Below are 11,185 nucleotides of genomic sequence, written 5' to 3'. Positions count from 1 at the left end.
ATTTGATCGGCATTATGTTCGTACAAGGTTACCCCTCCAAGTGCAAGGTTTTTATTGGTTTACGGACAAATACCCTTACATATAACTTCGACAAAAAAGGTAAAAAACCTTGTTAAAACAACATTTTTTTGTTATTCAGTAGACCCTATGTACAAAGCTCTCCGAATATCAAACAGCATATAAAGAAGCAAAGAAGGCCATTCAAATCGCCAGCCTGCAAAAATACAAACCAAAAGTCATGTTATTTGACGAGCTTGGATTGCTTCCCAGGATATTCGGATCAAGCCATATAAATGAAGTGGCGGACATGGCCGGGAATGTATTAAACGGTTTAAAAGAGTACGATGCAAAATATGATTCAGAGTTAATCAAAACATTATATTGCTATTTTGAGAGCCAGGGGAATCTTCATGAAACGGCCCGAATGATAGGTGTATCTGTTGGGGCTGTCAGGTATCGTTTAAAACGGATTTATGAAATCAGCGGGATGGATGTAACGGATTCCAAACACTTTTATGAAGCATACGTCGCCATGCAGTTGTTGCTTTTTTTGGGACTCATCACCATGGATTAGAACTATTTTTGGAAATTTAACTTGTATGAGCAGAAAAAAACGTTTTTAATAATGACATAGCGCGGACTCAAGGATATTTTATCTTTCCTATAATATTTTTTTTCGCTTTTACCGAAGTAAGCGGTTTGAAGCCTACTTGAAAGGAGATGCTTATTACTACTAAAACTTCGCACCTTAAAAAGTTAGTGTATCCCTAGTGCCTCTAAGTTTCATTAGTGTAGAAAAATGCTCCTTGACAAATGAGTTAAAAAATGCAAAAAACACCTCATTCTTTGGTATAGTAGATTTGTCAAAAATACACTACCAAATAGAAGAGGTGTCTCCTATATGATAGGGCAAAATGACCAAAACATTCAACTACCAAAAGAATTAAAATCTGCATTTGGCGAATTAGGAATCTTTAAACACCTACACAAGGCTGGAATCACTAAGAAGTTTGGATTTAAATGTTCTTATCTTTTTCAACTTGTTTTTTGTCTGATTTTTCATCACAAAAGCTGGTTCACTCTCCTTCAATCAAAGAAAGGAGAATCTTCCCCTGCTAAGGACGCTGTTTATTGTTTCCTGAATCATTCCAAGTTTAATTGGCGCCGTTTTTTAACATTGTTGAGTGCCAGTACTATTGGAAAAGTCGATGCACTTACCGATTCAAAACGCCCAAAAGTGCTTATTGTTGATGACTCCATGTATGATCGTGACCGCAGTAAAAAGCTAGAACTGTTAGCACGTTGCATGGATCATTCTTCCATGAAAAAACGCTATTATAAAGGGTTCCGAATGCTTACACTTGGTTGGTCAGATGGTTTTACTTTCATGCCACTGGATTTCACCTTATTAAGTTCTATCAAGGCTCAGATCAATGGCATATCCGAGAATATAGATAAACGCTGTTCCGGCTATAAACGTCGTTTAGATGCGTTACAAACAGCTCCGGAACAAGTAACATCTATGGTTAAAAGAGCACTTTCTGCAGGCGTTTCGGCGCATTACCTGTTAATGGATTCATGGTTTACGCATCAGCCATTCATTACATCCATTGTTGAATTAGGGTTAGATGTTATTGGAATGGTGAAGCCGACAAATCAACGTTACCTCGTAGAAAATAAACAAGTGTCTTTAAAACACCTCTATTTCCTTGCCACTCCTGTTCAAGGCAGGAAAGGCATCCTACGTTCAATCTATACAATATTGTCTAATGGTACTCCGGTTAAAATCGTCTTTATACAGAACCGAAACAAAAGAAGTGAGTGGCTAGCTATATTGAGTACAGATTGCACAATAACCGAGCGAGAAATCGTGCGCATTTACGGCATGCGTTGGGATATTGAAGTTTTTTTCAAAACAACGAAATCCCTGTTGCGTCTTCAAAAAGAGTTTCAAGGCCTATCTTATGATTTACTAATAAGCCACACAACCCTTGTATTTTCAAGGTATATTGTGTTGTCATGGCAAAATCGCTGTAACACAGACCAGCGCACGTTAGGCGGTATTTTTTATGAACTTTGTGATGAAGTAAATGAACTTGATTGGGCTGTTGCGCTGCAGCAGTTAATTGAGCTTCTTGATGATGTCCTAAAAAAGTCAAGCCAAGCCGAATCGAAGCATTGGGCATCGTATTTGTCATGGCTCTTTTGATTTATGGCATCCTGGAACATCGAGTAAGGGAAAAGATGAAGCAGGAAGAAACTCCATTGGTCCTGGCCGGGAAGCGCAAGCTATTTCGCCCGACGGGGCAGGTATTGTTAAAAGAGTTGCAGGAAATTAAGGTCATTTATATTCGTCAGGCAGGGCAAGTGATTCGCTTTCTTCCCGACAATATCGGGGATCAAACGAAACGGATCCTTGGGCTGGCAGGATATGACATGTCCATCTATGTGACGAAAAAGGCCGAAAAAACGATGATTTGACTCCTAAAGGATACGGGAACGCTCAAAACCTGTCGAAATGGATGGATTAAAGTTGAGATAAGTCGATTGGAGGCTTAATAAATACAAATTTTTAAACAGGCACCTGAAAAAGAGGAGCAGCTTGTCTTTCAGGTGCCGAATATGGGTGAAACCGTCATTGCCCGCCAATTCTTGGTCATGAACCTTGAAAAGATCCTTCGGGATCTTTTTTTCCTTTTTTTATTTGTTCATTCGACCGCTATTTTCATTTCACAAACTGCGAGTGGCAAACTTTTGATCAAAATATAGGTTGTTCATTAATCCCTAACTCGGTGTCCCTTTGGGGATAATTTACAAATTTTCGGACTAAATTAATGAAAAACTGGAAAATTGGACAGTTCTCCCCCCACCCAAAATGAAAGGATCGAGAATTGCCAATTTATTCAGTTACAGTTGGTTAATCAAGTTGTTGTACACTGTTTATGAAGATAGCCTTCTTATATCTTTAACAGAACTTTCCTGGCATGATAGACGAATACTCCTGCTGCCTGAACAATTTCCCTGTGAAATCTTTGATGGTATAACTTTTCATGGGGGTAGGGAAATGATCTATTTTGAAAAGCTCAAACAGGTTGTATGCAAATAATTTCAGCAGCAGATCCAGTTCGTTGGTTTTAAACGGCCGGTTAGAATCCGGTTGATGGAAAACCCACGTTCAGTTTCCTTGATGTAGTTTTCCATGCAGGCCCTTTGGTTATAGAATTCCCAAATATCTATCGACGGCCATTCCATCGTATGAACCATGGATTCATGTTCCCAAATAAAATCAATGAACTGTATTTGGTCTATATCAAACAGATCGGCATTACAGATGACCGAAACGCTTCCTCGCCCAGCCAATTACCTGATATTGAATCTTCTTTCCTTCAGCTCTCTTTGTGTTTAATAAGAAGATCTTACTTTCGGAATTCTGGAATAAAAATTGCATTACAAACATTCGATACAGATTCGGACCGCTTTCACCAAGTCCTCGTGTGACATACTCGGAATTTTTTTATGCTTAATGGCCAATTCATGTGAAGCTGGCAAGTGGATGAATCCTACCGGAAGATTTTTCCTTTCAATCAAATTGTTGTACAGTGCGTGATACATGACATTGTTGCATAGATAAGTCCCGGCTGAATTGGAAATCTCAGCCGGCAACCCTTGACGGTTCAACTCCTGCACCATACGTTGAATTGGCAGGGTTGTAAATAAACCATCCATTCCGTCTTCGTAAATTTTTTCCCCGCTTGGTATAAAGCCGATATTGTCTGGGTCACCTTCATTACAGTTGATGGCAATCCTTTCTGGTGTAAATTTATGCCGGCCGGCGGCGAGTCCTAATGAGATCACTGCATCCGGCTGGACATCGGATATTTCGTTCAGGAGCTGCTTGCCGCTTTTTGAAAAAACAACCGTCAGTATTCTTCCCACTACTTCATAATTGTTGATGACTTCGCCATCCAGATCTTCAACGATTTTCATTGTCGGGTTGATTGGGTAATCTAAAAATGGTTCAAATCCTGTTAGAAGTAACTTCTTCATTTATTGATCCTCCTGATCAATTTTTAAAGGCCGTATTCTTATGATACCAATAAAACTTCCATCATAAATTCTTTTTATCTCTTGAGCATCTTTTTTGATCCATTTAATAGCTCCTAAATTAAAAAGCTTTTGGGCTTTTTTGCATCGTTCCAATACATCACCATACACTGTCTCATCGGCGACTTCCGATATTAGATCGGCGCTGACCCACTCTGGAAAGCGGCTGATGGCGCTGCTAATTTCGGGATTCGGTTTCGTATCCCATTTATAAAAAATAAGGTCTTCCGCAAGTTCAATTGGAAATAATTGCGGCATAAATTGGTGACCATACTTTTTATAACGTTCCATCCAATATTGGTTCAGCTGCTGAATTTCTGTCGGTTTGATGATCTGTTGAATTGATTCGGTCATTTTATTTAATATTTTAGTGTGTTTTGGGTAATTTTCTTGATCGAGCATTCGTACAATTCCAAACAACAAAGCATTAGGAATCCAATAAGACATGTGGAATCGCGGTGGAATATGGTACCCGGCAAACGGCTGTGTCCATTCATGGCTCGGGATTCCGTGATTGTCGATGATGACATCGGGTGCCCATCTGTTCATGATTTTAGGAACGACATTGGCCTCACCAAAAACACTGTTTCTATACCTTAAGTCAGCATACTCCAGCCCTACAGCATTGTACCTTGCCGCATGGTGTTTCCATTGCGGGTTGTCTTTAGCCATCCGGTTGTGCAGGGCGGTCCCGTCGGGATTTGCACGTGGAATCACAACAAGGTTCATATTTTTTAATATAAGGGGAAACATTGTTTCTATTTCATCCAGCAGTTCGGCGGCGGCAGGCATGCTTGAAACTTCATTCGCATGATGTCCGGTCTCTATTAGAATAGTAGGTTTGAATATTGACAGTTTGATAGCAGAAAAGTAATCTTCCGCCATCCTGTTAAAATATTCGTAAACAAATATCGGCCTTCCACCATAAGAATAATCTGCGAGCCAAGTATGGACCCGTGCTTGTTTCGGTTTTGGAAGATCTTGAGGTATTTCTTCGGCCTCGTATCTTTCCGTCAATTCTTTGATATGGATTTTATCATCGTTTTCGAAACGATATTGCAATCGGAAAGGGTGTTTTTGATTTTCCCTAAACCAGAGCTTCTCCGTAAGAATCTCATCTTGCCCTTGTTCAATGTATTTATAAACTGTAATTTTCGCGGAGGGCGATGCACCCGGGATGGCTTTAAGAAAGGGATAAATACCTCCGGGCGACGTGTATCCCTTTCCTAAAAGTGCTTCTCCTTTTATAACGAAGTAATCCAAAGTGTTGAAATAAAGGTCTTCATGTAATGCTTCAAGAGAAGAAATCCTTTCCTCTTCCACCGGCAGTTTACATTCTTCCTCACTCATGACAGCTTCTATTTCAATGTGGTCAAAGAGAGGTTTTGTAAACCCGCTTTCACGATTCCGTCCTTTTGCCCTTACCTCCTCCCAGAGCCTCGGCATTACTTTATTCATATAAAATGTATAAAATCTTTCTCTATCGGTTTTTATGACATATTCTAAATGATGCTGCCCCTGTTTAAGGGATAAATAGCTAGAGGTTGGATAGCTGTATTTACCTTTTTCAACATACGGAACTTTCGAGACAGGTATGGTAATCGATTCACTAAAAAGTATATTCCCATTGCTCTTTGTCACAATGATTTCATACGTATGTTTAATGGAGTCAGAGATCTTAAACTGGATTTTTTCGCTAATGATCCCCAATTCTTGAGCAAAAATTTCATCGATCGGATACAACTCCTGTATCCATCGAATCGGCAACTCCAATCCGTCCCGCGATGTCCCGTTTCGGCAGTTGATTATTACGGCATCTATCTCCCCCTTGTTTCTTACAATTTGGGGTAGAACTTCTTCCATCATCCAGAAAAATCCTGGTTTGAATGCTGAACGGACAAAAATATGTGCTCTAGGATATTTTTTTTGAATATCGATTAATAATTGTTCTCTTAATTCTTTTGGTTCTGAGATAAAAGCGTTTATTTCAAGGTGTTTTTCAACATCTATGCATTGTTTTGCCTTTTCTAACTTCCCATATATTTCTTGCAGTTCTCCGGTATCTTGCCAAGTATCAACAAATAGCACTTCTTTTTTTCGTTTCAGTTTTTTATGCGCTGCTTCCCAGTTTCCGTATGTTCCGCCAACTGTCCAATGTTTTTCCCTAAAAAAGTAGGAGATCGCATTGGGCAATGCTTCTTTATTACCGGAAAAGACCACAACATTTCCTTCAAGGGTAACATTAGCCATTTGGTCTTCATTTTTTTCCTCAAAAATAAGGACCGGGGTCTTTTCAATCGGTGCCCTTGTTATTGGGAACGCCAATGAGGTGCTTTCCATTCCTATTCGTGCAGCACCATAATATATCTCGATCCAAGCTTTTCGAGACAGTTCACCGGATGTTTGAATTATCACTGACTGCTTGTTGTCAGGACTCGGCTCATTCTGATGTAAAAAGCCAACTTCACTCCAAACATCCGTCAAACTTTCGAGCTTATAACTCTTGTTCGCTCTACTTGCCTCAAAACGCCATTCACATTGTGTAATGAGTTGATCACCCGTACTAAAAATTGAAATTTTATTATCTATTAATGCAATTTTTTTAACAGGGCAATCTGTCTCGATAAATTGAGCGTGCCACTTTCCAGCCAAAAAACGTAACAAGTCTGATAGCTGCTGTTCATTTCTATAAGAGCAGCACAATCCTCTGTCCGTTAATTTGACGGCTGTTTTACTATCATCGAAGGTAAAAGTCAGTTCGTATGCATATCGCTTATTTTCACGGAAAAAATCAAAAGACAGGCTCGTTGTTTCAAAACCGAGTCTTGCACAAAAATCAATTAATCCTTGTGGAAATAAGCCGTCAGGTAATAGAATTTGCACATTCACCCTGTCAGCTACCAAGTCACCGTTTTGATCTTCTATCAGGCCGCCGATTTCCCAAACATTCCTTAAATCATGCATATTATCACCTACACATTTAAATTAGGATCATATTTGTCTCGAAGCCAATCTCCCAGCAAATTAAAGCCGAGCACTGTCAACATGATGGCAAAACCAGGAAAGGTTGCTGTCCACCAAGCGGATTCAATATAATTTCGACTATCTGCCAACATACCTCCCCAGGAAGGGATCGTAGGGTCTACCCCAATCCCTAAAAAGGTGAGGGATGCTTCCAACAAAATGAATTCGGCAATGTAGAGAGTACCGAGCACCAGGATGGATGAAGCCACGTTAGGAAGGATATGTTTCACTATAATTTTATAGTTCGTCCCTCCTACCGCTCTCGCAGCATGAATATACTCCAACTCCTTTAATGAAACGACTTGGCTTCGAATGAGCCTTGCAAATCCAACCCAGTACGTTAACCCTAAAATAATGATGATTTTCCAAATACCGGTACCCAAAACACTCATAATAATAATGGCAAAAAGGATGAAAGGAAATGCAAGTTGTACATCTGCTGCTCTCATAATAAAATCATCTAGCCATTTCCCGAAATATCCTGCCAAAAGTCCAAGCACCGTACCTATAATCATCGCTAAAATTGCCCCAAAAACACCTACTTTCAAGGAGATTGAAGCGCCATGTATAATCCGGCTCAGCAAATCACGCCCAATTTGATCAGTCCCTAAAATATATTTACTGCTTTCGTCAACCCAGGCAGGTGGCGTTAATCTGTCGGATAAGCTTGAAGCAGCCGGATCCATTGGGGCAATCCATGATGCAAACAGGGCACAGCTCAAACTGACTCCCACAAGGATCATGCCCAAAATGCCAGATGGATTCTTTTTAATAAATCTCCATATGCTCTTTCGCTTCGGTTTTGGGGAAAAAAATTGCGTGCTGATGTTTTGTTCAATAACTGGTTCCACTATTTCTCGCTGCCTCCAATCTTAATCCTGGGATCAAGGTAGCTGTAGCTGATATCGACAATTAAATTAATTAATACCATTAACAACGCCAACACGATAACACCGCCCTGAATAACCGGATAATCCCGTTGGTTAATGGCATCAATGATCATTCGGCCCACTCCCGGCCATGAAAACACCTGCTCGATGATCACAGCACCACCTAGTAAAGAACCGAATTGAATACCCAAAAAGGTGACTGTAGGGATGAGCGCATTTCGGAAAGCGTGTCTTAAGACAACAATCCATTCCTTCAAACCTTTGGAGCGGGCAGTAGCAATATATTGTTGACTCAACACTTCCAGCATGGAAGAGCGTACAAGTCTTGCTAAAATACCTGATAAAATTAAGCCTAGCGTAAACGAAGGCAATATTAAGTGTTTGAAACTGCCATATCCTGAAGCCGGCAGCCACTTCAAGTTAACTGCAAATATAATAATAAACATAATACCTAACCAAAAGTTTGGAAAGGAAATGCCCACTAGGGAAAAGATGCGTCCAAAAAAGTCAACTGGAGTTCCTCTTTTTATTGCTGAAAAAATACCAATTGGAAAAGCAATCAAGACCGAGACAATTAGGCCGCCGAAAGCGAGCATGGTCGTTGCCCCTAATCTTTCACCTATCATTTGAGTAACTGGCAAGCCGGTCCGGAATGATTCCCCCAAGTTAAATGTCACCAAATCTTTCATAAAAATCCCGTACTGAACGAACAATGGTTCATTTAGACCCAACTCTTTCTTTAAAGTTTCAACCGCTTCTTTTGTTGGTTCACCAGCCGAAAACATGACAGATACAGGATCTCCGGTCAGCCTGATGGAGAAGAAAAGAATGATGGAAATCGCAAAAACAACGATGATGCTGTGGAAAATCCTTCTAAGAATGTACTGTAACATCCACCTACCTCCTTTACGAAAAAGACCAGCATTGTTTCATGTAATTAAGAAGAAAGGATAGGCTAATAACCCACCTATCCTTTTTTATTGTCTATTTCGTCGTAACTTCTTCCAGTCTCAATCGATCATCATGCGGAGGCTGGAAGTTTTGTACATGGTCATTTACCGCATATAAATCTATTACTGAATAAAGGTTAACCTCAGGAGCAAGTTCGTGAAGCCTTTCGGTAAGCTCCTTAAAGATTTTTTCCCGTTCCTCCTGATCAATAGTGGACCGTTGGGCTTCTAAAAGTTCGTCTACTTTGTCGTCATGGAAGTGAGGATTCCAGAACTCTCCCTTTTTATACATTAAATATGCCGTGTTATCGAAATCAAGCGTCCATCCGCCCCATCCCATCCGGTACATATGTCCAGCTTTTCCATTAGGAATCAGCTCGGATGTGAACGTGTTGCTGTCTACTGTTTGAATGTTGGCTTTCAAACCTACCTCTTCCAAATAATAAGAGACAACCTGTGCAATTTCCTTAAAGGTGCCGTCATTTCCAGGCACATAAATTTCAAGCGTGCTTCCTTCTGCTCCCGCCTCTGAGATTAACTCTTTTGCTTTTTCAACATCATACGGATAGGGGTCCAAATCAGGGTTGTATCCAAAAGACAATTCACTTTGGAAGCTGCTGATCATTTTTCCATAGCCTTGCAAAATTTCACTAATGATGGCTTCTTTATCAATCGCATAGTTAATCGCCTGTCTTACACGCACATCGTCAACCGGTTTTTTATCGACATCAAAGCGAAAAGAGTAAGCGGTCGGCGTTCCTACTTCCATTAATTCCAAGCTGTCATTCCCTTTTACAGAGTCAACCTGGCTAAACTCAACGCGTTTCATAATATCAATGTTTCCTGTTTGTAATTCTGCCAGACGTGTAGAAGCTTCCGGTATGACCCGAAAAGTAACCTTGTCAAGCTTCGGAAGTCCTTCCTTCCAGTAATGATCATTTTTCTCCAATACGATTTCTGAGTCCTGCTTATAGCTAGTCATTTTAAACGGACCTGTTCCAACAGGATTTTTACTGAAGTGTTCAACGCCGTGCTCCTGGATGTATTTAGGTGGTACAATGACTGCACCATAACCAGATAGTTTCGTCAACAATACCGGATCAGGCTCGTTCAAATGGAATTTCACTGTATATTGATCGACAACTTCCACTTCTTTAATAGATGTATAGTTTGCCTGCTGAGGTCCTTTTGCTCCTTCTTCACCAAGCAGACGGTCAAAGGTAAACTTAACAGCATCGGCATTAAATGGCTCGCCATTATGGAACTCTACCCCTTCTCTCAATTTAAATTGAAGCGTTGTATCGTCCAGGTAGTCCCATTCTTCAGCCAGTCCTGGCTGCAACTCCAAATTGATCGTGCGATCAATCAACCCTTCAAACACTGATGTGGCAACCGTACTCCAATCCAATAGAAAGACGGCAATAGGATCCCAGTTTTGAGGGTCTCCCGGAACACCAATGACGATTTCATTGTTGCCCGATTTACTTGGACTTGTTTCTGTTGTTTCTTTTTTTGACTTACCACCGGATTCTTTTGCTTTGTTTCCGCATCCAGCGAAAACAAGCACCGCAGCTGTCAAAAGGGCAAAAAACAAATAATAAGTTCTTTTTTTGTTGTACATCATTTAACCCCCCCTGAATTTTCATAATATATGGATACGGTTTACTAAACTACAGTTCTTTCGATATTGCAGCTGACGCCTCCCACATAGGATATAACTTGGGGTAGTTCTCCAAACTCAGGACAGAAGAAAAGCTGGCCACGCTGAGGGACGCTTCAATTTCTCCATCTTTGTTGAAAATTGGTGTCCCAAAAGCAGATGTCCCTTCTGCAAGTTCAGAATCACTAAAAGTAAATCCGCATTTACGGGTTTGATAATTAGATTTCCACAGCTCATTAATTGATAATTTGCTCTTAACTTCAAAATCTTTATCATTGTTGATGATTCTATAAATCTCATCATCCGCTAGAAATGAAAGTAGAGCTCTTGGACAGGCCCCTGCATACAACGGAGCACGTTTTGCCCGTCTTCGTATACAGCCTGACTGGTTTGTCACTTTCTACTTTCTCGATGTATATGGCCTCATCTCGATCTATAATCACGAGCTGTACAGCTTCATTTAATTGTTCTTTTAACTTTTGCATATATGGTATGGCTATTGTTCTGGCTTCCAGTTGGGTTGCTGCCAGATGACCCAATTCCATAAAGCGAATACC

The 11,185-nt window shown here is 40.4% G+C and carries 9 protein-coding genes and 1 pseudogene; 3 read left to right on the top strand and 7 right to left on the bottom strand.

Annotation, left to right across the window (positions count from 1 at the left end):
• Positions 1-238: 238 nt before the first annotated feature.
• The 3 genes and pseudogenes from AB1L08_RS13465 to AB1L08_RS13455 all read left to right on the top strand — a co-directional run.
• Complete coding sequence (locus AB1L08_RS13465; protein WP_413065180.1) at positions 239-574, top strand: helix-turn-helix domain-containing protein; 336 nt, start codon at positions 239-241, stop codon at positions 572-574.
• A 327-nt stretch (positions 575-901) separates the two neighbouring features.
• Positions 902-2,209: an IS4 family transposase gene (locus tag AB1L08_RS13460; protein ID WP_413065179.1), complete on the top strand. Its 1,308-nt coding sequence runs from the start codon at positions 902-904 to the stop codon at positions 2,207-2,209.
• A pseudogene (locus tag AB1L08_RS13455) lies at positions 2,161-2,481 on the top strand (IS1634 family transposase); the annotation flags it as partial. The gene AB1L08_RS13460 and the pseudogene AB1L08_RS13455, both read left to right, overlap by 49 nt.
• Before the next feature lie 966 nt (positions 2,482-3,447).
• On the opposite strand, the gene AB1L08_RS13450 reads toward AB1L08_RS13455, so the two are convergent.
• The 7 genes from AB1L08_RS13450 to AB1L08_RS22580 form a co-directional block, all read right to left on the bottom strand.
• The gene (locus tag AB1L08_RS13450; protein ID WP_413065177.1) at positions 3,448-4,047 is read right to left on the bottom strand and encodes a pyroglutamyl-peptidase I; all 600 of its coding nucleotides are present in this window, start codon (positions 4,045-4,047) and stop codon (positions 3,448-3,450) included.
• Positions 4,048-7,068, bottom strand: a complete 3,021-nt coding sequence (locus tag AB1L08_RS13445) for a M14 family metallopeptidase (RefSeq protein ID WP_413065176.1) — start codon at positions 7,066-7,068, stop codon at positions 4,048-4,050. It abuts the gene before it with no gap.
• Positions 7,069-7,076: 8 nt separating this feature from the next.
• Positions 7,077-7,955 carry an ABC transporter permease gene (locus AB1L08_RS13440; RefSeq protein ID WP_413065184.1) on the bottom strand — a complete coding sequence of 293 codons (879 nt, stop codon included), beginning with the start codon at positions 7,953-7,955 and terminating at the stop codon, positions 7,077-7,079.
• A gap of 23 nt (positions 7,956-7,978) precedes the next feature.
• Positions 7,979-8,911: a nickel ABC transporter permease gene (gene nikB / locus AB1L08_RS13435; RefSeq protein ID WP_413065175.1), complete on the bottom strand. Its 933-nt coding sequence runs from the start codon at positions 8,909-8,911 to the stop codon at positions 7,979-7,981.
• Between the two features lie 91 nt (positions 8,912-9,002).
• A complete protein-coding gene (locus AB1L08_RS13430) occupies positions 9,003-10,589 on the bottom strand; it encodes an ABC transporter substrate-binding protein (RefSeq protein WP_413065174.1) in 1,587 nt (528 codons plus the stop codon).
• 49 nt (positions 10,590-10,638) lie between these two features.
• Positions 10,639-11,025 (bottom strand): IclR family transcriptional regulator domain-containing protein, encoded by a 387-nt coding sequence (locus tag AB1L08_RS13425; protein ID WP_413065173.1) that lies wholly within the window; start codon positions 11,023-11,025, stop codon positions 10,639-10,641.
• A complete protein-coding gene (locus AB1L08_RS22580; RefSeq protein ID WP_489686525.1) occupies positions 10,928-11,173 on the bottom strand; it encodes an IclR family transcriptional regulator domain-containing protein in 246 nt (81 codons plus the stop codon). Before AB1L08_RS22580 ends, AB1L08_RS13425 begins: the two co-directional genes overlap by 98 nt.
• Positions 11,174-11,185 lie beyond the last annotated feature (12 nt).

Origin of the sequence: Siminovitchia jepli, assembly GCF_047228825.1 — a bacterium.
Taxonomy (GTDB): Bacteria; Bacillota; Bacilli; order Bacillales; family Bacillaceae_C; genus Siminovitchia.
The sequence above is the reverse complement of the archived record's forward strand: the minus strand, read 5'-3'. Positions and strand labels throughout refer to the sequence as shown.

Excerpts from the sequence above, each read along its gene's own strand:
- nikB (WP_413065175.1), bottom strand. The coding sequence starts at position 8,911 with ATGTTACAGTACATTCTTAGAAGGATTTTCCACAGCATCATCGTTGTT.
- AB1L08_RS13460 (WP_413065179.1), top strand. The coding sequence starts at position 902 with ATGATAGGGCAAAATGACCAAAACATTCAACTACCAAAAGAATTAAAA.
- AB1L08_RS22580 (WP_489686525.1), bottom strand. The coding sequence starts at position 11,173 with ATGGAATTGGGTCATCTGGCAGCAACCCAACTGGAAGCCAGAACAATA.
- AB1L08_RS13450 (WP_413065177.1), bottom strand. The coding sequence starts at position 4,047 with ATGAAGAAGTTACTTCTAACAGGATTTGAACCATTTTTAGATTACCCA.
- AB1L08_RS13465 (WP_413065180.1), top strand. The coding sequence starts at position 239 with ATGTTATTTGACGAGCTTGGATTGCTTCCCAGGATATTCGGATCAAGC.
- AB1L08_RS13430 (WP_413065174.1), bottom strand. The coding sequence starts at position 10,589 with ATGTACAACAAAAAAAGAACTTATTATTTGTTTTTTGCCCTTTTGACA.
- AB1L08_RS13445 (WP_413065176.1), bottom strand. The coding sequence starts at position 7,068 with ATGCATGATTTAAGGAATGTTTGGGAAATCGGCGGCCTGATAGAAGAT.